This window comes from Pseudomonas sp. PB106, assembly GCF_009764645.1.
Classification (GTDB): domain Bacteria; phylum Pseudomonadota; class Gammaproteobacteria; order Pseudomonadales; family Pseudomonadaceae; genus Aquipseudomonas.
Window position 1 is genome coordinate 50498 of sequence record NZ_RWIM01000168.1, and the last position, 25563, is coordinate 76060.

Sequence of the window (25563 nt, forward strand, 5' to 3'; positions counted from 1 at the left end):
CGTCATGCAGTTGATTGAACATTCCGACTCGCCGCGCCACATCCGCCTGCACGAGCGGGACAATGTGGTGGTAGTGGTCAACGACCAGGGCGCACCGGCCGGCACTGAATTTGCCGATGGCCTGGTGACGCTGGAATTTGTGCCGCAGAGCCACAAGGTCACCCTCGAAGACATTCCCGAGGGCGGTCCGGTGATTCGCTACGGTCAGGTGATTGGCTACGCATTGCAGCCGATTCGCCGTGGCAGTTGGGTCAAGGAAGATCAACTGCGCATGCCGACTGCGCCGCCGCTGGACAGCTTGCCGCTATCCACCGACGTGCCGGACGCGCAGGCACCGCTGGAAGGCTTCACCTTCGAGGGGTATCGCAACGCTGACGGCACCGTCGGCACGCGCAATATTCTTGGCATCACCACCACGGTGCAGTGCGTCACCGGCGTGCTTGATCACGCCGTGAAACGCATCAAGGACGAGCTGCTGCCGAAGTACCCGCACGTCGATGACGTGGTGGCGTTGACACACAGTTACGGTTGCGGCGTGGCGATCACCGCCACCGATGCTTACATCCCTATTCGCACCGTGCGCAATCTGGCGCGCAACCCGAATCTCGGTGGCGAGGCGTTGGTGATCAGTCTGGGCTGCGAGAAATTGCAGGCCGGGCAGGTGATGCACGAGGACGACGCGTCGGTGGATCTCAGCGATCCATGGCTGTATCGCTTGCAGGATTCCAGTCACGGTTTCACCGAGATGATCGAGCAGATCATGGAACTGGCCGAGGTTCGTCTGAAGAAACTCGACCAGCGCCGCCGCGAAACCGTGCCGGCGTCCGAGCTGATTTTGGGCATGCAGTGCGGCGGTAGCGATGCGTTCTCCGGGATCACCGCCAACCCGGCGTTGGGTTATGCCTCGGACTTGCTGTTGCGTGCAGGGGCGACGGTGATGTTTTCCGAAGTCACCGAAGTGCGCGATGCGATTTATCTGCTGACCTCACGCGCCGAAAGCAAAACCGTGGCTGAAGAGCTGGTGCGCGAGATGGACTGGTACGACCGCTACCTGGCCAAGGGTGAAGCGGATCGCAGTGCCAACACCACGCCGGGCAACAAGAAGGGCGGGTTGTCGAACATTGTCGAAAAGTCGCTGGGCTCGATCGTCAAGTCCGGCAGCAGCGCGATCAATGGCGTGCTCGGCCCAGGCGAACGGTTCAAGCAGAAAGGTCTGATTTTCTGTGCGACCCCGGCGAGCGATTTTGTTTGCGGAACGTTGCAGTTGGCGGCGGGGATGAACCTGCATGTGTTCACCACGGGGCGCGGCACGCCGTATGGTTTGGCGATGGCGCCGGTGGTGAAGGTTTCGACCCGTACGGAGTTGGCGCAGCGCTGGCCGGATCTGATCGATATCGACGCCGGGCGGATTGCCACCGGGCGCGCGACGATTGAGGAATTGGGCTGGGAGTTGTTCCACTACTATCTGGATGTTGCCAGCGGCAAACAGCAGACGTGGGCGGAGAAGCACAAGCTGCATAACGACATTACGTTGTTTAACCCGGCGCCGATTACCTGAGACCGCGCGATTGATCGTTCCCACGCTCCGCGTGGGAATGCAGCCCGGGGCGCTCCGCGTCCCAAAATTGTGAAGCGGAGCATCACAGGAGGCGTTCCCACGCAGAGCGTGGGAACGATCAGGGTGAAAGTGGCTTATCATTAGCCCCCTAACGACGCTCACCCAAGGCTCCCCGGCATGCTGGCAATCTTCCTCGAAACCCTGAACATCACCGCGCCGGTGTTTGCCATGCTGTTTCTCGGTGTGCTGCTCAAGCGCATCGACTGGATCAACGACAACTTCATCCACACCGCCTCGTCGCTGGTCTTCAACGTGACCATGCCGGCGCTGCTGTTCCTCGGCATTCTGCATGCTGACCTGCACGCGGCACTGCAACCGTCGCTGCTGATCTATTTTTCCCTCGCCACCCTGGTGAGTTTCGCCGTGGCGTGGGGCTGGGCGATTTTCAAGTGCCCGCGTGAAGATCGCGGCATCTACACCCAAGGCGCCTTTCGCGGCAACAACGGCGTGATCGGTCTGGCGCTGGCCGCGAGCATGTATGGCGATTACGGGATCTCCCTCGGGGCGATTCTCGCGGCGCTGGTGATTCTGTTCTACAACACGCTGTCGACCATTGTGCTGGCGGTGTACAGCCCGGTGATCAAGTCCGACCCTTGGAGCATCTGCAAAAGCGTGTTCAGCAATCCGCTGATCATCAGCGTGATTGCGGCGGCGCCGTTTGCCTATTTCAAGATCGGTTTGCCGGGATGGCTGGAGACGTCCGGTCAATATCTGGCGCAGACCACCTTGCCGCTGGCGTTGATCTGCATTGGCGGAACCTTGTCGCTGGCGGCGTTGCGCAAAAGCGGCAACATGGCGCTCAGTTCGAGTCTGGTGAAGATGGTCGGTTTGCCGCTGTTGGCGACGTTGGGCGCGTGGTTGTGGGGTTTCCGCGGCGCTGAGCTGGGAATTCTGTTTCTGTACTTCGGCAGCCCGACGGCGGCAGCGAGTTTTGTCATGGCCCGGGCGGCGCAGGGCAATCATGAACTGGCGGCGGCGATTATCGTGCTGACCACGTTGATGGCGGCGATCACCACCAACGTCGGGATCTTCGTTTTGCAGTGGGGTGGGTGGATCTGAGGGCAAGATCAAAAGATCGCAGCCTGCGGCAGCTCCTACAGGAGAACGCATTTCCATGTAGGAGCTGCCGAAGGGTGCGATCTTTTAGCTTTTCTCGTAGGTATCAATCACTTCCTGCGCCGCCCGAAACGCATCAATCGCCGCCGGTACGCCGGCATACACCGCGCAATGCAGCAATGCCTCGCGAATCTCGTCCACCGTACAGCCGTTGTTCAACGCGCCGCGCACATGGCCCTTCAGTTCTTGCGGGCACTTCAATGCGGTCAGCGCCGCCAGCGTAATCAAACTGCGCGTCTTCAGCGGCAGACCTTCGCGATTCCACACGCCACCCCACGCATGTTCATTGACGAAATCCTGCAGTGGTTGAGTGAACTCGGTGGCGTTGCCCAAGGCTCGGTCAACAAACGCATCGCCCATTACCTGGCGGCGGACATCGACCCCGGACTTCTTCGATTCGGTCATGGCATATCACTCTTGTGGTGTTGGCGGCGCCAGGCGCGGATCGACGTGAACAACAAATACGCCAACAGCGGCGGCAGGACATAAAACAGCATCAGGCGCTCCAGTTTGCCGGCCAGCGGCATACCGGTGGTGAACGACACCACGTGCAGCCCATAGACCATATACAAACCGAGCAGCAGCAAACCTTCGACACGGGTCACGCGGTAGCCGGAATAGAACACCGGCAGGCACAGCGCGGCGACACCGAGCATCACCGGCAGGTCGAAATCCAGCGCGTTCGGCGACACCGACAATGGCGTCGGCGCGATCAACGCCGTCAGGCCGAGCACGCCGAGCAGGTTGAACAGATTGGCGCCGATCACGTTGCCCACGGCGATGTCGCGTTGTCCGCGCAGCGCGGCGATCAGCGAGGTCGCCAGTTCCGGCAGCGACGTGCCGACGGCGACCACGGTCAGACCGATCACCCGTTCGGAGAAACCCAGATCCGTCGCCACCACCACCGCTGCGCCGAGCAGCAGATGCCCGGCGAACACCAGCATCGCCAGACCGACGATGATCATCAGCGAGCTGCCAATCCAGGAGGTCTGCGCGGCGTCCGTCTGTGCCGAATGCGGACGCGTCGAGTGCCGCGACTGACGCAACAGCAGAGCGAGGTACAGCGCCAATGCAGCCAGCAAAAGGATGCCGTCGAAGCGCCCGATTTCTTTGTTCCACGCCAACACGAACACCAGCAGGCTGGCGCCGATCATCAGCGGAATGTCCAGGCGCACCAGTTGCCGTGACACGCGCAGCGGGATGATCAGCGCGGAGAGGCCGAGTGTCACAAGGATATTGAAAATGCTGCTGCCGACCACGCTGCTGACGGCGATGTCGGGGTTGTGCGCCAACGCGGCTTGCACACTGACGGCCATCTGCGGTGCGCTGCTGCCGAGGGCGACGATGGTCAGGCCGATGATCAGAGGGCGTACGTGCAGACGTTCGGCCAGACGTACTGCGGCGCGCACCATCAGTTCGGCACCGAAGATCAGCAGGCACAGGCCGGCGAGCAGTTCGATCACGCTGATCAGCGGTAAATCGCTCAGTCCGTAAATGGTCAGCGCTCCATCAGTCGAGAGCCTGCACGCGCACCCGCGCGGTGCCGCTGCGCAGCATGCCGAGCTGGTCGGCGGCCTCGCGGGAAACGTCGATCAGACGCCCACGGGTGTGAGGGCCGCGGTCGTTGATGCGGACCACAACGGATTCATCGTTTTTCAGGTTGGTGATCTTCACCCGCGTGCCGAAGGGTAGCTGGCGGTGGGCGGCGGTCAGGGAATTCTGGTTGAACGCTTCGCCGCTGGCGGTGCGTTTACCGTGGTGCCTGGCACCGTAATAGGAAGCGACGCCGGTCTGGTCGTAACCGTGCGGGTCGATGGTGTCGGTGCTGGCGCAACCGGCCAGTAAAGAGAGCAGGGCGCAGGCGCCGAGCAGACGTTTCATTCAGATACTCCAAAGTGATCGTTCCCACGCTCCAGCGTGGGAATGCATCCCGTGACGCTCTGCGTCACACCGCAATGGACGCGGAGCGTCCGGGGCGGCATTCCCACGCAGAGCGTGGGAACGATCCCCGAGCGCGGGGCCAGAATCAGCCTTCGAGCTTGCTTTTCAGCAGTTCGTTCACTTGCTGCGGGTTGGCTTTGCCTTTGGACGCTTTCATCGCCTGACCGACAAAGAAGCCGAACATCTTGCCGCGTTTGGCTTCATCAGCCGCACGATACTGTTCAACTTGCTCGGCGTTGGCCGCGAGCATTTCGTCCAGCACCGCCGAGATCGCGCCGCTGTCGGTCACTTGTTTCAGGCCACGTTTTTCGATGATCTCGTCTGCGCTGCCTTCACCGTTGGCCATCGCTTCGAACACCACTTTGGCGATCTTGCCGGAGATGGTGTTGTCCTTGATCCGCTGGAGCATGCCGCCCAGTTGCTCGGCGGAAACCGGCGACTCGTCGATATCCAGGCCTTGCTTGTTGAGCAGGCTGCCCAACTCGACCATCACCCAGTTTGCCGCCAGTTTGGCGTCGCCGCCGATGGCTGCAACTTTCTCGAAGTAGTCCGCTTGCTCACGGCTGGTGGCCAGCACGTTGGCGTCGTAGGCCGACAGACCGAACTGGCTCTGGAAACGCTCGCGTTTTTGCGGTGGCAGTTCCGGCAGGGTGGCGCGCACCTCGCCGAGGAACGACTCTTCGATGACCACTGGCAGCAGGTCCGGATCGGGGAAGTAACGGTAGTCGTTGGCTTCCTCTTTCGAACGCATCGGACGTGTCTCGTCCTTGTTCGGATCGTACAGACGCGTCTGCTGGATCACTTTGCCGCCGTCTTCGATCAGCTCGATCTGCCGCTGGATCTCGGAGTTGATCGCCTTCTCGATGAAGCGGAACGAGTTGACGTTCTTGATCTCGCAGCGCGTACCGAACTCGACCTGGCCTTTCGGACGGATCGACACGTTGCAGTCGCAACGCAGCGAGCCTTCGGCCATGTTGCCGTCGCAGATGCCCAGGTAACGCACCAGCGCGTGGATCGCCTTGACGTAAGCCACGGCTTCCTTGGCGCTGCGCATGTCCGGCTCGGAAACGATTTCCAGCAGCGGCGTGCCGGCACGGTTCAGGTCGATGCCGGTGGCGCCGTTGAATTCTTCGTGCAGGCTCTTGCCGGCGTCTTCTTCCAGGTGCGCGCGGGTGATGCCGACACGTTTGACGGTGCCGTCTTCCAGCGCGATGTCCAGGTGGCCCTTGCCGACAATCGGCAATTCCATCTGGCTGATCTGATAGCCCTTCGGCAGGTCCGGATAGAAGTAGTTTTTACGGGCGAACACGTTGTGTTGACCGATCTCGGCGTCAATCGCCAGACCGAACATCACCGCCATGCGCACCGCTTCCTGGTTCAGCACCGGCAGAACGCCAGGCATGCCCAGATCGATCAGGCTGGCCTGGGTGTTCGGCTCGGAACCGAAGGTGGTGGAACTACCGGAAAAGATTTTCGACCGGGTAGTGAGCTGAGTGTGAATCTCCAGCCCGATCACGACTTCCCATTGCATGTGTGTCTCCTCAGAAGCCGGTTGGGGTGCGGGTGTGCCAGTCAGTGTTCAACTGATACTGGTGCGCAACATTGAGCAAACGGCCTTCCTGGAAATACGGCGCAAGCAACTGCACGCCAACCGGCAGACCGTCGACAAAACCGGCCGGCATCGACAGGCCCGGCAGGCCCGCGAGGTTGGCGGTGATGGTGTAGACGTCTTCCAGATAGGCGGCAACCGGGTCGCTGTTCTTCGCGCCAAGTTTCCAGGCCGGGTTCGGCGTGGTTGGGCCGAGGATGATGTCGACTTCATTAAAGGCAGCCATGAAATCGTTCTTCACCAGACGACGGATCTTCTGCGCTTTCAGGTAGTAGGCGTCGTAGTAACCGGCGGACAGCGCGTAGGCACCGACCATGATCCGGCGCTGCACTTCCGGGCCGAAGCCTTCGCCACGCGAGCGCTTGTACAGGTCGATCAAATCTTTCGGTTGCTCGCAACGGTGGCCGAAACGCACGCCGTCGAAACGCGACAGGTTGGAAGAGGCCTCTGCTGGCGCGATCACGTAGTACGCAGGAATCGCGTGCTGCATGTTCGGCAGGCTGATTTCCTTGATCACGGCACCGAGCTTCTGCAGCTCTTTAATGCTGTTCTGGATCAGTTCGGCGATGCGCGGGTCGAGACCGGCGCTGAAGTATTCCTTCGGCACGCCAATGCGCAGGCCTTGCAGCGATTCGCCGAGGCTGGCGGAGTAATCCGGAACCGGTTCATCGATGCTGGTGGAGTCGTTCTGATCGAAGCCGGCCATACCTTGCAACAAAATTGCGCAGTCTTCGGCAGTGCGTGCCAACGGGCCGCCCTGATCGAGGCTGGAGGCGTAAGCGATCATGCCCCAGCGCGAAACGCGACCGTACGTCGGTTTCAGGCCGGTGAGGTTGGTGAACGCCGCCGGCTGACGAATCGAACCACCGGTGTCAGTGGCCGTCGCCGCAGGCAACAGACGAGCGGCCACTGCCGCTGCCGAACCACCGGACGAACCGCCCGGCACGTGTTCCAGGTTCCACGGGTTTTTCACCGCGCCGTACCAGCTCGACTCGTTGGCCGAACCCATGGCGAATTCGTCCATGTTGGTCTTGCCCAGGGTCACGGCGCCGGCAGCGGCCAGTTTCGCAACGACAGTGGCGTCGTACGGGGCTTTGAAGTTGTCGAGCATCTTCGAGCCGCAGCTGGTGCGGATGCCCTGGGTGCAGAACAGGTCTTTGTGAGCGATCGGCGCGCCGAGCAGGGCGCCGCTCTCACCGTTGGCGCGGCGTGCATCGGCGGCTTTCGCCTGCTCGATGGCCAGCTCTTCGGTGAGGCTGATGAAACTGTTGAGCTGCGGATCGAGCTGGGTAATACGCGCCAGCAGGACTTTGGTCAGCTCTTCGGAGGAAAACTTTTTATCGGCGAGACCGCGGGCGATCTCGGCCAGAGTCATTTGATGCATTGCAGGCTCTTTCCCTTTAGTCGATGACTTTCGGAACCAGATACAGGCCGTTTTCGACCGCTGGTGCGATGGACTGGTAAGCCTCGCGGTGATTGCTCTCGGTCACGACATCGGCGCGCAGGCGCTGACTGGCTTCCAGCGGGTGGGCCAGAGGCTCGATACCGTCGGTATTGACCGCCTGCATTTCGTCGACCAGCCCGAGAATGCTGTTGAGGGCGGAAGTAATGTGTGGAAGATCGGCATCATTGAGGCCAAGGCAGGCCAGATGTGCGATTTTTTCCACGTCGGAGCGTTCTAGCGCCATCGGGATTCTCCTGTGGAAAACAGAACGGACGACGTCCGTGTGTTAGATTGTCGGAACACTACCGCACTTCTACGGTCATAAGGCCGCGATTGTGGGGCTTGGTGCACAGAAAAGCGGCCAATTTAACATATTGGCGCCTTGCCCAAAATCCCTGTCGTTGTTAGAGTTTGCCGCACTTTTTTACCCACGCGTTGCCTAGGGTCCCTTTCCCATGTTCAAGAAACTGCGTGGCATGTTTTCCAGCGATCTTTCCATTGACCTGGGCACTGCCAACACCCTTATTTACGTGCGCGAGCGCGGTATCGTCCTGAATGAGCCATCGGTTGTGGCCATTCGGACACACGGTAACCAGAAAAGTGTCGTTGCTGTCGGCACCGAGGCCAAGCGCATGCTCGGCCGTACGCCGGGCAACATTGCTGCCATTCGTCCGATGAAGGACGGTGTGATCGCCGACTTCAGCGTCTGCGAAAAGATGCTGCAATACTTTATTAACAAGGTTCACGAAAACAGCTTTCTGCAGCCTAGCCCTCGTGTGCTGATCTGCGTTCCATGCAAATCCACCCAGGTTGAGCGTCGTGCCATCCGTGAATCGGCCCTTGGTGCCGGTGCCCGTGAAGTATTCCTGATCGAAGAGCCAATGGCTGCAGCGATCGGTGCTGGCCTGCCGGTAGAAGAAGCACGCGGCTCGATGGTCGTGGATATCGGTGGTGGTACTACCGAAATCGCGCTGATCTCCCTGAACGGTGTGGTCTATGCCGAATCCGTCCGCGTTGGCGGCGACCGCTTCGACGAAGCGATCATCACTTACGTGCGTCGTAACTACGGCAGCCTGATCGGTGAATCCACCGCTGAGCGCATCAAACAGGAAATCGGTACGGCCTACCCGGGCGGCGAAGTTCGCGAAGTCGACGTTCGCGGTCGCAACCTGGCCGAAGGCGTTCCACGCGCATTCACCCTGAACTCCAACGAAGTGCTGGAAGCTCTGCAAGAGTCCCTGGCCACTATCGTTCAGGCCGTGAAAAGCGCCCTGGAGCAATCGCCGCCGGAACTGGCTTCCGACATCGCCGAGCGTGGCCTGGTGCTGACCGGTGGTGGCGCGTTGCTGCGTGACCTCGACAAGTTGCTGGCCCAGGAAACCGGTCTGCCAGTGATCGTTGCCGAAGATCCGCTGACCTGTGTTGCTCGCGGCGGTGGCCGTGCATTGGAAATGATGGATAAACACACCATGGATCTGCTCTCCAGCGAATAAGTGCTGGGTTGCAATACGTGGGTGAACGCGCGCAGGCAGCACTTTGCAGTGCTGCCTGTTGGCGTTTATCTTCTGTCAGTCTTCATCCAGGCCGGTTTGATGCCGTATGAATAAACAGAACATTTGCCTGGGAGGAGCGGCTTATTAAACCGCTTTTCGCCAAGGGCCCTTCGTTGGGTGTGCGCCTGTTGGTGCTGGCCGTGCTGTCGGTCGCGCTGATGGTGGTCGATGCCCGCTTTGATCTGCTCAAGCCTGCGCGCAAGCAAGCGTCGCTGGTGCTGATGGATGCCTACTGGATCACTGACCTGCCCGGACGTTTGTGGGAAGGGATTGCCAGCCAGTTCGGCAGCCGCACCGAGCTTGTCGCCGAAAACGAAAAACTCAAGACCGAAAACCTGCTGCTGCAGGGTCGCATGCAAAAGCTTGCCGCCCTCACCGAGCAGAACGTTCGGCTGCGCGAGTTGCTCAATTCTTCCGCACTGGTCAACGAAAAGGTCGAAGTGGCCGAGTTGATCGGCATGGACCCCAACCCCTTCACCCATCGCATCATCATCAATAAAGGTGAGCGCGATGGCGTGGTGCTCGGTCAACCGGTGCTCGATGCGCGCGGCTTGATGGGCCAAGTGGTCGAGTTGATGCCGTACACCTCGCGTGTATTACTGTTGACCGACACCACTCACAGCATTCCTGTGCAGGTAAACCGTAACGGTCTGCGCGCGATTGCCAGCGGCACCGGTAACCCGGAGCGTCTGGAGTTGCGTCACGTTGCCGACACCGCCGATATCAAGGAAGGCGATCTGCTGGTCAGTTCCGGTCTTGGCCAGCGCTTCCCGGCGGGTTACCCGGTCGCGACGGTGAAAGAAGTCATTCACGATTCCGGCCAGCCGTTTGCGATCGTTCGCGCGGTGCCGACTGCTGCGTTGAACCGTAGCCGCTATCTGCTGCTGGTGTTCAGCGACAGCCGCAGCGCCGAGGAGCGCGCCAATGACGCGGCTCAGGCGCAGGAAAATCTCGATGCCTTTGGCGGCGGCCCCGTCATTCCGGCCACCGTGCCGAAAACCGTGACTTCGCCTGCTGCCGCGCCAACGCCTGCAGCAACTGCCACGCCTGCTCCTGCCGCCGCGGCTGCACCTGCTGCTGCAGCGAAACCGCCGGCGAACAAAACCCCTGCGGCGACCAAACCACCGGCGGCCAGCAAGCCTCCAGCTGCCCAGCCCGCGGCGCGACCAGCGGCGAAACCGCCAGTCAGTGCCCCGGCTACTACCGGGAGACAAGAATAATGGTCGGCGCTACCGCATCGCGAAACGGCTGGATTGTCTGGCTGACGTTTGTTGTGGGCCTACTGCTCAGCGTGTCACCGTTGCCGATTTTCATGGAGATCCTGCGCCCATTGTGGCTGGCCTTGCTCCTGACTTTCTGGGCGTTGTACATGCCGCATACGGTCGGCATGGTCACGGCGTTTTGCCTGGGCCTGGCCGAAGACGTGCTGCAGGGCGACCTGTTCGGTCAGAATGCACTGATCCTGACGCTGATCACGTTCTTGGTGCTGTCATTGCAGCAACGCCTGCGGATGTTTCCGATGTGGCAGCAATGTCTGGTGATCCTGGTGATCTTCGGCCTCGCGCAACTGGTGCAATTGTGGCTCAGTGCTTTGACCGGTAACCGTCAACCAACCTTGGCGCTGGTCCTGCCGGCACTGGTCAGCGCCTTGCTCTGGCCTTGGGTCAGCTTTGCCCTACGCGGATTACGCCGACGCTACAGAATCAATTGAGCCGGTGAAGCAGGGCACTGAACAGGGAGATGTTTTGATGAAGCCGCTTTACCTCGCCTCCGGATCGCCGCGTCGACGTGAATTGCTCACGCAGATCGGCGTTCCGTTCTCCGCCGTCAGCGCGGATATCGATGAAACCCCATTCCCCGAAGAATCGCCCTCGGCCTATGTCGAGCGCCTGGCGCGTGGCAAAGCCGAGGCCGGGCGGCGCACGGTCGTGGCCGAGCCGACGTTCTGCGTATTGGGAGCGGACACCGCCGTGGTGCTCGACGGCAAAATTCTCGGTAAACCGGTGGACGAAGCCGACGCATGCGCCATGCTGATGATGTTGTCCGGCCAGGAACATGAAGTGCTGACCGCCATCGCGGTGCTCGAAGGCGAGCGCTGTGAGTCGCGGGTAGTACGCAGTCTGGTGCGCTTCCGGCCGATCAGCCGCGAGGAAGCCGCTGCCTACTGGGCCAGCGGCGAGCCGCGCGACAAGGCTGGCGGATATGGCATTCAAGGCCTCGGCGCGGTGTTCGTCGCCGGGCTCAATGGCAGCTATTCGGCAGTGGTCGGGTTGCCTGTTTGCGAAACCGCAGAACTGTTGGGCCATTTCGGCATACCCTGTTGGCAAAACCTGAACGCGCAATAAGCGTCGTACGAACCCAGATGCGGCCATTATCGTGAACATGCCTGAACGAGATCCTGCCATGAGTGAAGAGATTCTGATCAACATCACGCCGATGGAGTCGCGCGTGGCGGTGGTCGAAAACGGTGTGCTGCAAGAAGTCCACGTCGAGCGCACGCAAAAACGCGGGATCGTCGGCAACATCTATAAAGGCAAGATTGTCCGGGTGCTGCCGGGTATGCAGGCGGCATTTGTCGACATCGGCCTGGATCGTGCCGCGTTCATTCACGCCGCTGAAATCTCCCTGCGCGAAGGCCCGGCGGTGGAAAGCATCAGTGCGCTGGTGCATGAAGGCCAAAGCCTGGTGGTGCAAGTCACCAAGGACCCGATCGGTTCCAAAGGCGCGCGCTTGACCACGCAGCTGTCGATCCCTTCGCGCTATCTGGTGTACATGCCGCGAACCGCCCATGTCGGCATCTCGCTGAAAATCGAAGACGAAGCCGAGCGCGAACGGCTGAAGCAAGTGGTCAGCGATTGCGTGGCGAAGGAAGGGATCAAAGAGGCTGGCGGCTTCATTCTGCGTACCGCCGCCGAAGGCGCAGGCGCTGATGAAATTCTCATGGACATCCGCTACCTGCGGCGCCTGTGGGATCAGATCAACGAGCAGATCAAAACCATCACCGCGCCGAGCGTGATTTACGAAGACCTCGGTCTGGCATTGCGCACGTTGCGTGACCTGGTCAACCCGAAGATCGAAAAGATCCGCATCGACTCGCGGGAAACCTTCCAGAAAACCACGCAATTCGTCGCCGAACTGATGCCGGAAATCGCCGATCGTCTGGAACACTATCCAGGTGAACGTCCGATTTTCGATCTGTACGGTGTCGAAGACGAAATCCAGAAAGCCCTCGAGCGCAAGGTGCCGCTGAAGTCCGGCGGTTATCTGGTGGTCGATCCGGCGGAAGCCATGACCACGATCGACGTCAACACCGGCGCCTTCGTTGGCCATCGCAATCTTGAGGAAACCATCTTCAAGACCAACCTCGAAGCCGCGACGGCGATTGCCCGGCAACTGCGCCTGCGCAACCTGGGCGGGATCATCATCATCGACTTCATCGACATGGAAGACGAAGAACATCAGCGTCAGGTCCTGCGCACGCTGGAAAAACAGCTGGAGCGCGATCACGCCAAGACCAACATCATCGGCATTACTGAGTTGGGTCTGGTGCAGATGACCCGCAAGCGCACCCGCGAAAGCCTTGAGCAGGTCCTGTGCGAGCCGTGCAGCAGTTGCCAGGGGCGCGGCAAACTGAAAACTCCGGAAACCATCTGTTACGAGATCTTCCGCGAGATTCTGCGTGAGGCTCGCGCCTATCAGGCCGAAGGCTATCGTGTACTGGCTAACCAGAAAGTCGTCGACCGTTTGCTCGACGAAGAATCCGGTAACGTCGCCGAACTCGAAGGGTTCATTGGCCGCACCATACGCTTCCAGGTGGAAACCATGTATTCCCAGGAACAATATGACGTGGTGCTGCTCTGAACCCCTGCATCACCCCTTTTTCACCGCGGCTGGCCTCAGCTTTTCGCAGTATTTTTGCCATGGGAGCCAACTGACATGGAACGTCTGACACGCATTTTGGCCGCAATCACCCGCTGGGGGCTGGGCCTGTGCGCGTTGGTTTTGGTGTTGATGGCGTTGTACGTCAGCCTCGGCCGAGAGCTGACGCCACTTGTGGCCGAATACCGTGCCGAGATCGAAGACAAGGCCAGCGCGGCCCTCGGCATGCCGTTGCAGATCGGTGAGCTGGAAGGCAACTGGAGCGGTTTTGCACCGATCCTGCTGGCCCATGATGTGACGGTCGGCGACGGCGCCAATGCCCTGCGTCTGGATCGCGTGCGAGCTGTGCCGGACCTGTGGGCCAGCGTATTGGCCCGCGAAGTACGCATCGCGCATCTGGAACTCAATGGCCTGAAGATCAGCCTCAAGGAAGCCGAGGACGGCCGCTGGGCGCTGGAAGGTCTGCCGATGCAGAACGATCAACCGCTTGATGCGCAGCAGTTGTTCAATCGTTCGCAAATGATTCAGCAACTCTCGGTGCTCGACAGTCAGATCACCTTGCAGCCGCAGGATCACGCGCCGATGACCCTGACCTATGTCGGCCTCAATCTAAAGACGGGTGCCAGTCGCCAACGTCTCGATGCCCGTTTGACTTTGCCTGACGGGCAGCCCGTGGCCATCAACCTGCGCACGCGCATCCGCCCGGAGCAATGGCAGGACAGCACGGTCGAGGGCTATGCCAGCCTGCCACAAAGCGACTGGGCGAAATGGCTGCCCGAGCGCCTGACCCAGCAATGGAATTTTTCCGAGCTCAAGGCCGGTGGTGAGGTCTGGATCGACTGGGCGAAGGGCACGCTGCAAAACGCCGTCGTGCGCTTGAATGCCCCGCAACTGACGGGCGCTTATGGCGAGCGCAAGCCGATCCAGATCAACAACCTGGCCATTAATGCGTATTACCACGACAGGGGCGATGGGGCGACGGTTACCTTGGATTCGCTGGCGATGAACTTCGGTGAAAACCGCTGGGAATCTCACATCCAACTGCAACAGACCCGCGCCACCGAGAAAGTCGAAGAACTCTGGCACCTGCAGGCTGACCGCCTCGATCTGACACCGATCACGCCGCTGCTCAATGCGCTTGGACCGCTGCCAAAAAGTTTCGCTGAGGTGGTCGATCATTTGAACGTGACCGGCGGCCTGCGCAATGTGCTGCTGGATTTTCGGCCAGCGGCCACTGACGGCACAAAATTCAGCTTTGCCGCCAATCTCGATAAGGTCGGCTTCGATGCCTATCACGGCGCTCCGGCGGCAAGAAATGTCAGCGGCAGCCTCACCGGTAACCTCGACGGTGGCGAGCTGCGCATGGACAGCAAGGATTTCGTCCTGCACCTCGACCCGATCTTCGCCAAGCCTTGGCAATACCTGCAGGCCAATGCGCGCCTGACCTGGAAGCTCGATAAAGAAGGCTTCACCCTGATCGCGCCGTACCTGAAGGTGTTGGGTGAGGAGGGCAAGATTGCCGGTGACTTCCTGATCCGTCTGCATTTCGATCACAGCGAGGAAGACTACATGGACCTGCGGGTCGGTCTGGTCGATGGCGACGGTCGCTACACCGCCAAATACCTGCCTGAAGTCTTGAGCCCGGCGCTCGACGAGTGGCTGCGTACAGCGATTCTCAAAGGCGCGGTCGATCAGGGTTTCTTCCAGTACCAAGGTTCGCTGAACAAGAATGCGGGCGAGGCTGACCGCAGCATCAGTCTGTTCTTCAAGGTGCATGACGCCGAGCTGGCGTTCCAGCCGGGCTGGCCGCATGTCAGCAAGGTCAGCGGCGATGTGTTCATCGAAGACAGCGGCGTGCGTATCTGGGCCAGCAGAGGCCAGTTGCTCGACACTCAGGTCAAAGACGTCTTCGTCAATATTCCCCATGTGCCGAGCGGCCAGAACACTCACATGTTCCTTGACGGTGCGTTTGCCGGTGGTTTGGGCGACGGGCTGAAAATTCTCCAGGAAGCGCCGATCGGCACGGCGGATACCTTCGCTGGCTGGGAAGGTGCAGGCGATCTGCAAGGCAAGCTCAAACTGGATGTGCCACTGGCCAAGGGCGATCAACCGAAGATCCTCGTCGACTTCAAGACCGCCAATGCGCGGCTGAAACTGGCCGAGCCGAAGCTGGAGCTGACTCAGCTCAAAGGTGATTTCCGCTTCGACAGCGCCAAGGGCCTCAGTGGGCAGAACATCGCCGCGCGCGCTTTCGACAAACCGGTCACTGCGCAGATTTTTGCCGACGGCAGTCCCGGCAAGCTCAAGACTCGCGTAGCAGCGTCGGGGCAGGTCGAGGTGAAGAAACTCACCGATTGGTTGGGCGTGACGCAGCCACTGCCGGTTTCCGGGACGATTCCATATCAGTTGCAGCTGAACCTCGACGGTGCTGACAGCCAATTGATGGTCAGCTCCAGCATGCAGGGGGTGGCGGTCGATCTGCCGGCGCCGTTCGGCATGACGGCGGAAACGGGGCGCGACACGGTGTTCCGCATGACGTTGCAAGGGCAGGAGCGGCGTTATTGGGTCAACTATGACCAACTGGCCAATTTCACCTTTGCCGCGCCGCCAAGCAATTTTGCCGACGGTCGGGGTGAATTGTTCCTCGGCGCCGGTGAAGCGGTGCTGCCGGGGGCCAAAGGCTTGCGGATTCGCGGCGTGCTGTCGGAACTGGACGTGGCGCCGTGGCAGGATCTGGTTAACCAATACGCCGGACAGGATCCGGGCGGTAGCGCAGGTAAGTTGCTCAGCAGTGCAGACTTCAAGGTCGGCAAACTGACGGCGTTTGGAACCACGCTGGATCAGGCTTCGGTGCAGTTGAATCGCAAGCAGGCGGCGTGGAATCTGGCGCTCGACAGTCGGCAGGCCAAAGGCACGGCCAGTCTGCCGGATGCCAAGGGCACGCCCATTGCGGTGAACCTGCAATACGTGAAACTGCCGGCGCCGGATCCTACAGTGCAGGCTGACGAGAACGCTCCTGATCCTCTGGAGTCGGTCGATCCGACCAGGATTCCGGCGCTGGATATCACTATCAATCAGCTGTTCCAGGGCCAGGATCTGGTCGGTGGCTGGTCGCTCAAGGTGAGACCGACGGCCAAAGGCATCGCGCTGAACAATCTCGATATGGGCCTCAAAGGCATCCTGTTGCAAGGCAATGGCGGCTGGGAAGGCGCACCGGGCTCGACCAATAGCTGGTTCAAGGGGCGGATTGGCGGCAAGAACCTCGCCGACGTGCTCAAGGGCTGGGGGTTTGCGCCGAGTGTGACCAGCGAAGAGTTCCACATGGACGTCGATGGTCGCTGGCCGGGCTCGCCGGCGTGGCTGGCGACCAAGCGTTTCTCCGGCACCCTCGATGCGTCACTGAACAAGGGTCAATTCGTTGAAGTGGAGGGCGGTGCGCAAGCATTGCGGGTGTTCGGTCTGCTCAACTTCAACTCCATTGGCCGACGCCTGCGCCTGGATTTCTCCGACTTGTTCGGCAAAGGCTTGAGTTACGACCGGGTCAAAGGCCTGCTGGTGGCGACCAACGGTGTTTACGACACCAAAGAACCGATTCGCCTGACCGGGCCGTCGAGCAACATTGAACTCAACGGCAAGCTGGATCTGGTGGCGGAACAGGTCGACGCCAAGTTGCTGGTGACCTTGCCGGTGACCAACAACCTGCCGATTGCCGCGTTGCTTGTCGGCGCCCCTGCTGTCGGCGGCGCGTTGTTCCTGATCGACAAGTTGATCGGTGATCGCGTGGCGCGCTTTGCCAGTGTGAAATACACCGTCAAAGGCCCGTGGAAAGAGCCGAAAATCACCTTCGACAAGCCTTTTTAACTAGCAGACACTACCCTCGGTAGGAGCTGCCGAAGGCTGCGATCTTTTGATTTTGTTTTTTAAGAGCCAGATCAAAGATCGCAGCCTGCGGCAGCTCCAACAAGGTTGTGTGCTGATTCCGAGGAGCGGGCATGTCTTTAGCGGTGATTCAAATGGTCAGCCAGAGCGACGTGCTGGCCAATCTGGCTCAGGCCCGACGCCTGCTCGAACAGGCGGCGGCGGGTGGCGCGAAGCTTGCGGTACTGCCGGAAAACTTCGCCGCCATGGGCCGTCGCGACGTCGCCGACATCGGCCGTGCCGAGGCTATGGGCGAGGGGCCGATCCTGCCATGGTTGAAACAGACCGCCCGCGACCTCACGTTATGGATAGTGGCCGGGACTTTACCGTTGCCGCCGGTCGATCAACCGACAGCCAAGGCCAATGCCTGCTCGTTGTTGGTCAATGAACACGGCGAAATCGTTGCACGCTATGACAAGCTGCATCTGTTCGATGTCGACGTGGCGGACAATCGCGGCCGTTACCGTGAATCCGATGACTATGCTTATGGCAGTGGCGTAGTGGTCGCGGACACTCCGGTTGGAAAATTGGGTCTGACCGTGTGTTACGACCTGCGCTTTCCAGAGTTGTACAGCGAATTGCGCGCCGCGGGTGCCGAATTGATTACCGCACCGTCGGCGTTTACTGCGGTGACCGGCGCAGCGCATTGGGATGTGCTGATTCGGGCGCGGGCCATCGAAACTCAATGTTATGTGCTGGCCGCAGCGCAGGGCGGGACCCATCCGGGCCCGCGGGAAACCTTCGGTCATGCGGCGATCGTCGACCCTTGGGGCCGTGTGTTGGCGCATCAGGATCAAGGCGAAGCGGTGTTGTTGGCCGAACGCGACAGTATTGAACAAGCGTCCATCAGGGCGCGAATGCCGGTGACGCGTCATCGGCGGTTTTTCTCGCAGGGCGCACAGCGACCTGCTTCAGAACACGAATTTAAGGCGTAAACCTATGAGCGAGTTGTTGTCCTCAGTCAGTGATCATCTTTTGGCGCCCGGTGGCGTGACGATCGAGAGCCTGCAAGGCGTGCTCGGCGATCTGGCCGGGCCTGGCATCGATGCCGCCGACCTGTATTTCCAGGGTCAGATTTCCGAGTCGTGGGCGCTGGAAGACGGCATCGTCAAGGAAGGCAGCTTCAACCTCGACCAAGGTGTTGGTGTGCGTGCGCAGTCCGGTGAAAAAACCGGTTTTGCCTACAGCAACGCGATCACCCTCGAAGCTTTGGGCGCTGCAGCCCGTGCCGCACGTTCGATCTCCCGCGCCGGGCAAAACGGCACGGTACAGGCGTTCACCACTCAAGACGTAGCGCAGTTGTACGCGCCGGATAACCCACTCGAAGTGCTGACTCGCGCCGAGAAAGTCGAGCTGCTCAAACGCATCGACGTCGCCACCCGTGCACTCGATCCGCGCATCCAGCAAGTCAGCGTGAGCATGGCCGGGGTCTGGGAACGCATTCTGGTGGCTTCCACTGACGGTGGTCTGGCTGCCGACGTACGACCGCTGGTGCGTTTCAATGTCAGCGTGATCGTTGAGCAAAATGGCCGTCGCGAGCGCGGCGGGCATGGCGGCGGCGGGCGTACCGACTACCGCTATTTCCTCGCCGAAGACCGCGCCATGGGTTATGCCCGTGAAGCGTTGCGTCAGGCGCTGGTGAACCTCGAAGCGATTCCGGCGCCGGCCGGTACCTTGCCGGTGGTGCTGGGCTCGGGCTGGTCTGGCGTGTTGTTGCACGAAGCGGTCGGCCACGGTCTGGAAGGCGACTTCAACCGTAAAGGCAGCTCCGCCTACAGCGGACGCATGGGCGAAATGGTTGCCTCGAAACTCTGCACGATTGTCGATGACGGCACCTTGAGCGGTCGTCGCGGCTCGCTGAGTGTCGACGACGAAGGCACCCCGACCGAGTGCACTACGCTGATCGAAAACGGCGTGCTCAAGGGTTACATGCAAGACAAGCTCAACGCGCGTCTGATGGGCGTGGCCCGTACCGGTAACGGTCGTCGTGAGTCTTACGCGCATCTGCCGATGCCGCGCATGACCAACACCTACATGCTCGGTGGCGAGAGCGATCCGGCGGAAATCATTGCGTCGGTGAAGAAGGGCATCTACTGCGCCAACCTCGGCGGCGGTCAGGTCGACATCACCAGCGGCAAGTTTGTGTTCTCCACCAGCGAGGCGTATCTGATCGAAGACGGCAAGATCACCGCGCCGGTCAAAGGCGCAACGTTGATCGGCAACGGCCCTGAGGCGATGAGCCGGGTGTCGATGGTCGGTAACGATCTGTCGCTGGACAGCGGTGTGGGCACGTGTGGCAAGGATGGGCAATCGGTGCCGGTGGGTGTCGGTCAGCCGACGCTGAAGATCGATGCGATCACCGTCGGTGGGACGGGCGCATAAACAGAGGTGGAGCTTCGGGTGGCGCGCAGGGCGGCCACCCTTTGACGAATCTCAGCGCAGACCGCGTTGAGTATCGTCCAGCTCGCGGATGTACTTGAAAATTTTACGGCTGGAAGCAGGAGGTTTGCTTTGCGCAACCTCATGCTGAGCCTGACGGATCAGGGAACGCAGTTGCTGGCGGTCGGCGTCCGGGTACTCGACGACGAATTTTTCCAGTACGGCGTCGTCGCCCGCGATCAAGCGGTCACGCCAGCGTTCGAGATTGTGGAAACGCTCGTTGTACTGACGAGTCGAGGCATCGAGTTGATCGAGCAGCGTGAGAATCGCGTCAGTGTCCTGATCGCGCATCAGCTTGCCGATGAACTGCAAGTGCCGTTTACGCGCGATGTTCGCGGTGTGCTTCGGCGCATCGGCCAGCGCCCGGCGCAAAGCGTCGGTCAATGGCAGTTTTGCCTGCAAGTCGGGCTTGAGTGTTGTAAGGCGCTCGCCAAGGTCAACCAGAGCATGCAGCTCGCGTTTGACCTGAGATTTGCTTTTTTCTCCCGTATCGAGGGAGTCGTCGTAAGAATCAACCATGGTGGCAGTCCGCAAAGAAACGCCGCCATGATAACCAGTCGGGGGCCGCTTGTCCGGCCCGGTCGCTCGATGACCCTAGCCGAAAGCAGAATTTGAGTGGAGATGAGCATGAGTGCAGTTGAAAGCGTCGGCCCGCAGGCATTGCCGGCACTGCAGGATCAAGTCGAGCAGATCATCGCCGAAGCCAAGCGTCAGGGCGCCAGTGCCTGCGAAGTCGCGGTATCGCTGGAGCAGGGCTTGTCGACGTCGGTGCGTCAGCGCGAGGTCGAGACGGTCGAATTCAACCGCGATCAGGGTTTCGGCATTACGCTGTACGTCGGTCAGCGCAAGGGCTCGGCCAGCACCTCCGCCACCGGGCCTGACGCGATTCGTGAAACCGTCGCCGCCGCACTGGCGATTGCCAAACACACCTCGGAAGACGAAGCCTCGGGCCTGGCTGATGCAGCGCTGATGGCCCGTGAGCAGCAGGATTTCGATCTGTTCCACGAATGGGATATCACCCCGGAGCAGGCCATCGAGAAAGCATTGCTCTGTGAAGCGGCCGCTTTTGACGCCGATGCGCGGATCAAGAACGCCGATGGCACCACCCTCAGCACCCATCAGGGCTGCCGGGTTTATGGCAACAGTCACGGGTTTATCGGCGGCTATGCGTCGACCCGGCACAGCCTGAGTTGCGTAATGATCGCCGAGGCCGATGGCCAGATGCAGCGCGATTACTGGTACGACGTGAGCCGTCAGGGCACTTTGCTGGCCGACCCGGTGAGTATTGGTCAACGTGCAGCGCAACGCGCGGCGAGCCGTCTGGGCGCGCGTCCGGTGCCGACCTGTGAAGTGCCGGTGCTGTTTTCCGCAGAGCTGGCGGGCGGCTTGTTCGGCAGTTTTCTCTCGGCGATTTCCGGTGGAAGTCTGTATCGCAAATCGTCGTTCCTGGAAGGCACGCTGGGGCAGAAGCTGTTCCCGGAATGGCTGACCATCGATGAGCGTCCGCACCTGATGCGCGCTATGGGCAGCGCCTCTTACGACGGTGATGGTCTGGCGACGTACGCTAAACCGTTCGTCGAAAAGGGCGAGTTGGTCTCGTACATTCTCGGCACCTACTCCGGTCGCAAACTGGGTATGCCGAGCACTGCCAACGCCGGCGGCGTGCATAACCTGTTTGTCACCCATGGCGACGAAGACCAGGCGGCGTTGTTGAAGCGCATGGGCCGCGGCTTGCTGGTCACCGAATTGATGGGCCATGGCCTGAACATGGTTACCGGCGATTACTCGCGCGGGGCGGCGGGTTTCTGGGTCGAGAATGGAGAAATCCAGTTCGCCGTGCAGGAAGTGACCATCGCCGGCAACATGCGCGACATGTTCAAGCAGATCGTTGCCGTGGGTAATGACCTGGAACTGCGCAGTAATATTCGCACCGGTTCGGTGTTGATTGAACGGATGACCGTCGCGGGCAGCTAAGCCCCCGTCGTTACACAAAAAAGGCGCGCCATCCAAACGGATGGCGCGCCTTTTTCATGTCTGGCACAAATCTCCTGTGGGAGCGAGCTTGCTCGCGAATGCGTTGCGTCAGTCAGAGATGTTGTTACTGAACGTCCGTATTCGCGAGCAAGCTCGCTCCCACAGGGGTGAATATCTCGGGCTTGTTTTGGTTCTCATTATCATCTAATAATAAATCTCATTATCGGATGAGCCCCGGATCATGAGTTCTGCCTTGCACGAGCAGCCCTACCTCGAAAGCTGGCGCTGGATGAGTCGCCAGATCCGTTGCGCGATGGATCCCGACGAGCCGCGCCTGATCGAACATTACCTGGCCGAAGGCCGGTATCTGTCTTGTTGCACTGCGACCTCACCTTGGACCGTCGCCGAAACCTCCTTCCGCCTGCTGCTCGATACGGCCATCGACGTCGCACTGCCATGGCATTGGCGCAGCCTCTGCCTCGATCAAGCCTGGCGCCCATTGCGTGAAATGGAGCGCCTCTCTTTATGCAATTGCCGGCTCAAGCGCTGGCAACGCTATACCTGGCAGCTCGCCACGTGCGAACTGCTTCCATCGATACCTCTCATTGAACTGGTGCAAGGATTTTCAGATGACCAAGACACGTATTGAGCGCGACAGCATGGGCGAACTGCAGGTGCCGGTTGACGCTCTCTACGGCGCGCAGACCCAGCGCGCGGTGGATAACTTCCCGATCAGCGGCAAACCGATGCCGACGCAATTCATCCGCGCATTGATCCTCGCCAAAGCCGCCGCCGCTCGGGCCAATGTCGAACTCAACCAGATTACTGCCGCTCAGGGCAAAGCCATCAGCGACGCCGCGCAGGGTCTGCTGGAAGGCAACTTCATGCAGCATTTCCCGGTGGATATCTTCCAGACCGGTTCTGGCACCAGCTCGAACATGAACGCCAACGAAGTGATCGCCACTTTGGCCAGCCGCTTGCTCGGCGAACCGGTGAACGCCAATGATCACGTCAACTGCGGCCAGAGCAGCAACGACATCATCCCGACCACTATCCACGTCAGCGCTGCGCTAGCCCTGCACGAACACCTGCTTCCGGCCCTGCTGCACCTCGTGCAAGTGATCGAGCACAAAGCCGAGCAGGTGCATCACCACGTCAAAACCGGCCGCACGCATTTGATGGACGCGATGCCGGTGCGCATGAGCCAGGTGCTCAACGGTTGGGCGCAGCAGCTCAAGGCCAACATCGGTCATCTGCAAGATCTGCTGCCGAGCCTGCAGTCCCTTGCACAGGGCGGCACGGCCGTCGGCACCGGGATCAATGCGCATCCTGAGTTCGCCGCGCGTTTCAGCCGCCAGTTGAGCCAACTGACTGATGTGCAATTCACCCCAGGCAAGGACCTGTTCGCGCTGATTGGCTCGCAGGACACCGCCGTTGCCGTCTCCGGCCAGCTCAAAGCCACCGCCGTTTCGCTGATGAAAATCGCCAATGACCTGCGCTGGATGAACTCCGGTCCGCTCGCCGGCCTTGGTGAAATCGAGCTGGAAGCCCTGCAACCGGGCTCGTCGATCATGCCGGGCAAGGTCAATCCGGTAATCCCGGAAGCCACTGCCATGGTCGCTGCGCAAGTGATCGGCAACGACTCGGTGATCACCATCGCCGGCCAGTCGGGCAATTTCGAACTGAACGTGATGCTTCCGATCATCGCCCAGAACCTGCTGAGCAGCATCGAACTGCTGGCCAATTCCAGCCGCTTGCTCGGCGACAAAGCCATCGCCAGCTTCAAGGTCAACGAGTCGCGCTTGAAAGAAGCGTTGTCGCGCAACCCGATTCTGGTCACCGCGCTCAACCCGATCATCGGTTACCAAAAAGCCGCCGAAATCGCCAAGCAGGCCTACAAGGAAGGCCGCGCGGTGATCGACGTCGCCTTGGAACATACCGACTTGTCGCGCAGCCAACTGGAAGAGTTGCTCAATCCCGAGAAACTCACCGCCGGCGGCGTGTAAACCCCGCAACCGCTTTGGAGGCTCACCATGGAGCACTGGAAACGCACGATCGAACGGGCTAATCGCTGCTTCATGTTGGGCGAGCTGATCGACGCCCGTGAGGCTTACCTGCAAGCCCTGGCCCTGGCGCAAGTGTTGTTCGAACGCTGGGCGGATGCCGACGAAGCGGTGGCGGCTTGCGTCATCTCCCATCACAACCTGGCGGATCTGCACTTGCGCCTGAATCAACCGGAGGAGAGTGCCGAATACCTCTGCGCCATCCACCAACGGCTGTTGCAGACCATGCAGGACGAACGTCAGCGCCTGGCATTGCGTGAAGCAGCGTTGCGCCAGAGCAGCAAGACCTACGTCGAACTGCTGAATTTTATCAGCGAACACGGCGAATACCCGCGCACCCAGCGTTTGCTGCACCCGGATACCGGCAATGCGCGCCGCGCGCCTGCCCCACATCACCATGGAGTCCATTGAAATGGCTTTTACTTTGCCTGCCTTGCCTTACGCCTACGACGCCCTCGAACCGCATATCGATGCGCAGACCATGGAGATCCACTACACCAAGCATCACCAAACCTACATCAACAACCTCAACGCGGCGGTTGAAGGCACCGAGTACGCCGAGTGGCCGGTGGAAAAACTGGTCGCCAGCGTTCAGCACTTGCCGGAAAAACTCCGCGCAGCGGTGATCAACCAGGGCGGCGGACACGCTAACCACTCGTTGTTCTGGGAAGTGATGGTGCCCAACGGTGGCGGCAAACCGGATGGCGCACTGGCCAAGGCCATCGATGAACATCTGGGTGGCCTCGACAGTTTCAAGGAAGCCTTCACCAAAGCCGCACTGACCCGTTTCGGCAGCGGCTGGGCCTGGCTCAGCGTGACCCCGGAGAAAAAACTGATCGTGGAAAGCAGCGGCAACCAGGACAGCCCGTTGATGAACGGCAACACGCCGATTCTCGGTCTCGACGTCTGGGAACACGCCTATTACCTGCGCTATCAGAACCGCCGCCCGGAATACATCAATGCGTTTTACAACGTGATCAATTGGCCTGAAGTGGCTGCGCGCTATCAGGCCGCACTGGTTTAAGTCTTCTATAAAAACAATCCAAGGCTGACTATGGGCACTGAAACACTGGCGATCGGAAGTGGGCGTATGTTTCGTTACGCAGTGGGATCGCTATTGCTGTTGGCGGGCATGACCTTGCTGGTCGCCCACGGGCTGGAATGGCTGAATCTGGAGCCGAGGTTGTCGCGGGCGTTGCAGGGCGGTGCGATCTGCGCCCTCGGCACGGCGCTTGGAGCCGTGCCGGTGCTGGTGATTCGGCGCATGCCTCAGGCGCTCAGCGACACCTTGCTGGGTTTCGGTGCCGGAGTGATGCTGGCGGCGACGGCGTTTTCGCTGATCGTGCCGGGCATCGCCGCCGCCGAAAGCCTTGGCCTGACACCGTGGGGCGCCAGTGGCCTGATCTGCTTCGGCATCATGCTCGGTGCCTTCGGCCTGTATCTGGTCGATCGCAGGGTGTCCGGCGCTTCCCCGGAAATGCTCGTCGGCACCGTCGAACATCCGGTGATTCCACCGCGCATCTGGCTGTTCGTCTTCGCCATCATTGCCCATAACATTCCGGAAGGCATGGCCGTCGGCGTTTCTGCCGGCGGCGGCATGCCTGATGCGGATAGCCTGGCCATGGGCATCGCCTTGCAGGATGTGCCGGAAGGTCTGGTGATTGCTTTGGTTTTGGCCGGGGCAGGGATGTCGCGGGCCAAGGCGTTTCTGATCGGTGCGGCATCAGGGTTGGTTGAGCCAGTGTTTGCGCTGTTGTGTGCATGGCTGGTGAGTCTGGCGCAGGTGTTGTTGCCTTTGGGGCTGGCGCTGGCGGCCGGGGCGATGTTGCTGGTGGTGACCCACGAAGTCATCCCGGAGTCGCGACGCAATGGTCATGACAAACTGGCCAGTCTTGGCTTGCTCATCGGGTTTTGTCTAATGATGGTGATGGATACGGCGTTGGGTTGAAGACAAAAGATCGCAGCCTTCGGCAGCTCCTACATTGGAATGCGTTCACTGTAGGAGCTGC

General features: G+C 60.5%; 23 protein-coding genes. 16 read left to right on the forward strand and 7 right to left on the reverse strand.

The features are described 5' to 3' along the window. The first annotated feature begins 4 nt into the window (after nt 1-4). Nucleotides 5-1558 (forward strand): galactarate dehydratase, encoded by a 1554-nt coding sequence (gene garD, locus EJA71_RS21830; protein ID WP_158959609.1) that lies wholly within the window; start codon nt 5-7, stop codon nt 1556-1558. A gap of 177 nt (nt 1559-1735) precedes the next feature. Beyond that, the gene (locus EJA71_RS21835; protein WP_158959610.1) at nt 1736-2677 is read left to right on the forward strand and encodes an AEC family transporter; all 942 of its coding nucleotides are present in this window, start codon (nt 1736-1738) and stop codon (nt 2675-2677) included. Nucleotides 2678-2761: 84 nt separating this feature from the next. Here EJA71_RS21835 and EJA71_RS21840 read toward each other — a convergent pair whose 3' ends face one another. From EJA71_RS21840 to gatC, 6 genes are all read right to left on the reverse strand, one after another. Beyond that, nucleotides 2762-3139, reverse strand: coding sequence for a carboxymuconolactone decarboxylase family protein (locus EJA71_RS21840; RefSeq protein WP_158959611.1), 378 nt, complete (start codon nt 3137-3139; stop codon nt 2762-2764). After that, complete coding sequence (locus EJA71_RS21845; RefSeq protein ID WP_158959612.1) at nt 3136-4197, reverse strand: calcium/sodium antiporter; 1062 nt, start codon at nt 4195-4197, stop codon at nt 3136-3138. The genes EJA71_RS21840 and EJA71_RS21845 overlap by 4 nt, the downstream gene beginning before the upstream one ends. A gap of 46 nt (nt 4198-4243) precedes the next feature. Further along, nucleotides 4244-4615, reverse strand: a complete 372-nt coding sequence (locus EJA71_RS21850; protein ID WP_158959613.1) for a septal ring lytic transglycosylase RlpA family protein — start codon at nt 4613-4615, stop codon at nt 4244-4246. A gap of 145 nt (nt 4616-4760) precedes the next feature. Continuing rightward, complete coding sequence (gatB, locus tag EJA71_RS21855; RefSeq protein WP_122595164.1) at nt 4761-6206, reverse strand: Asp-tRNA(Asn)/Glu-tRNA(Gln) amidotransferase subunit GatB; 1446 nt, start codon at nt 6204-6206, stop codon at nt 4761-4763. Between the two features lie 10 nt (nt 6207-6216). Next, nucleotides 6217-7668 (reverse strand): Asp-tRNA(Asn)/Glu-tRNA(Gln) amidotransferase subunit GatA, encoded by a 1452-nt coding sequence (gatA, locus tag EJA71_RS21860; RefSeq protein ID WP_158959614.1) that lies wholly within the window; start codon nt 7666-7668, stop codon nt 6217-6219. 16 nt (nt 7669-7684) lie between these two features. Then, entirely contained in the window at nt 7685-7972 is a 288-nt protein-coding gene (gene gatC, locus EJA71_RS21865; RefSeq protein ID WP_007915356.1) for an Asp-tRNA(Asn)/Glu-tRNA(Gln) amidotransferase subunit GatC, read from the reverse strand. Nucleotides 7973-8183: 211 nt separating this feature from the next. Here gatC and mreB point away from each other — a divergent pair, with 211 nt between their 5' ends. The 8 genes from mreB to tldD all read left to right on the forward strand — a co-directional run bounded on the left by mreB (nt 8184) and on the right by tldD (nt 19460). After that, a complete protein-coding gene (mreB, locus tag EJA71_RS21870; RefSeq protein WP_002555108.1) occupies nt 8184-9221 on the forward strand; it encodes a rod shape-determining protein MreB in 1038 nt (345 codons plus the stop codon). Nucleotides 9222-9364: 143 nt separating this feature from the next. Then, nucleotides 9365-10501, forward strand: a complete 1137-nt coding sequence (gene mreC / locus EJA71_RS21875) for a rod shape-determining protein MreC (protein ID WP_158959628.1) — start codon at nt 9365-9367, stop codon at nt 10499-10501. Next, nucleotides 10501-10992, forward strand: a complete 492-nt coding sequence (gene mreD, locus EJA71_RS21880; protein ID WP_158959615.1) for a rod shape-determining protein MreD — start codon at nt 10501-10503, stop codon at nt 10990-10992. Before mreC ends, mreD begins: the two co-directional genes overlap by 1 nt. Before the next feature lie 37 nt (nt 10993-11029). Beyond that, nucleotides 11030-11626, forward strand: a complete 597-nt coding sequence (locus EJA71_RS21885) for a nucleoside triphosphate pyrophosphatase (RefSeq protein WP_158959616.1) — start codon at nt 11030-11032, stop codon at nt 11624-11626. Nucleotides 11627-11684: 58 nt separating this feature from the next. Next, the gene (rng, locus tag EJA71_RS21890; protein WP_158959617.1) at nt 11685-13142 is read left to right on the forward strand and encodes a ribonuclease G; all 1458 of its coding nucleotides are present in this window, start codon (nt 11685-11687) and stop codon (nt 13140-13142) included. 75 nt (nt 13143-13217) lie between these two features. Then, complete coding sequence (locus tag EJA71_RS21895) at nt 13218-17021, forward strand: YhdP family protein (RefSeq protein WP_158959618.1); 3804 nt, start codon at nt 13218-13220, stop codon at nt 17019-17021. 131 nt (nt 17022-17152) lie between these two features. Next, a complete protein-coding gene (locus EJA71_RS21900) occupies nt 17153-18013 on the forward strand; it encodes a carbon-nitrogen hydrolase family protein (RefSeq protein ID WP_158959619.1) in 861 nt (286 codons plus the stop codon). Nucleotides 18014-18017: 4 nt separating this feature from the next. Then, nucleotides 18018-19460, forward strand: a complete 1443-nt coding sequence (gene tldD / locus EJA71_RS21905) for a metalloprotease TldD (RefSeq protein WP_158959620.1) — start codon at nt 18018-18020, stop codon at nt 19458-19460. 51 nt (nt 19461-19511) lie between these two features. Here tldD and yjgA read toward each other — a convergent pair whose 3' ends face one another. Then, nucleotides 19512-20036, reverse strand: coding sequence for a ribosome biogenesis factor YjgA (yjgA, locus tag EJA71_RS21910; RefSeq protein WP_158959621.1), 525 nt, complete (start codon nt 20034-20036; stop codon nt 19512-19514). A 108-nt stretch (nt 20037-20144) separates the two neighbouring features. Here yjgA and pmbA point away from each other — a divergent pair, with 108 nt between their 5' ends. The 6 genes from pmbA to EJA71_RS21940 all read left to right on the forward strand — a co-directional run bounded on the left by pmbA (nt 20145) and on the right by EJA71_RS21940 (nt 25502). Continuing rightward, nucleotides 20145-21491: a metalloprotease PmbA gene (gene pmbA / locus EJA71_RS21915; protein ID WP_158959622.1), complete on the forward strand. Its 1347-nt coding sequence runs from the start codon at nt 20145-20147 to the stop codon at nt 21489-21491. A gap of 241 nt (nt 21492-21732) precedes the next feature. Further along, on the forward strand, nt 21733-22140 hold the full coding sequence (locus EJA71_RS21920; RefSeq protein ID WP_158959623.1) for a FagA protein: 408 nt from the start codon (nt 21733-21735) through the stop codon (nt 22138-22140). After that, nucleotides 22121-23497 (forward strand): aspartate ammonia-lyase, encoded by a 1377-nt coding sequence (locus EJA71_RS21925; protein WP_158959624.1) that lies wholly within the window; start codon nt 22121-22123, stop codon nt 23495-23497. Before EJA71_RS21920 ends, EJA71_RS21925 begins: the two co-directional genes overlap by 20 nt. 27 nt (nt 23498-23524) lie before the next feature. After that, nucleotides 23525-23965 (forward strand): hypothetical protein, encoded by a 441-nt coding sequence (locus EJA71_RS21930; protein ID WP_016984162.1) that lies wholly within the window; start codon nt 23525-23527, stop codon nt 23963-23965. 1 nt (nt 23966) lies between these two features. Beyond that, complete coding sequence (locus EJA71_RS21935; RefSeq protein WP_158959625.1) at nt 23967-24578, forward strand: superoxide dismutase; 612 nt, start codon at nt 23967-23969, stop codon at nt 24576-24578. A 30-nt stretch (nt 24579-24608) separates the two neighbouring features. Next, nucleotides 24609-25502, forward strand: a complete 894-nt coding sequence (locus EJA71_RS21940; RefSeq protein ID WP_158959626.1) for a ZIP family metal transporter — start codon at nt 24609-24611, stop codon at nt 25500-25502. The last annotated feature ends 61 nt before the right edge of the window (nt 25503-25563 follow it).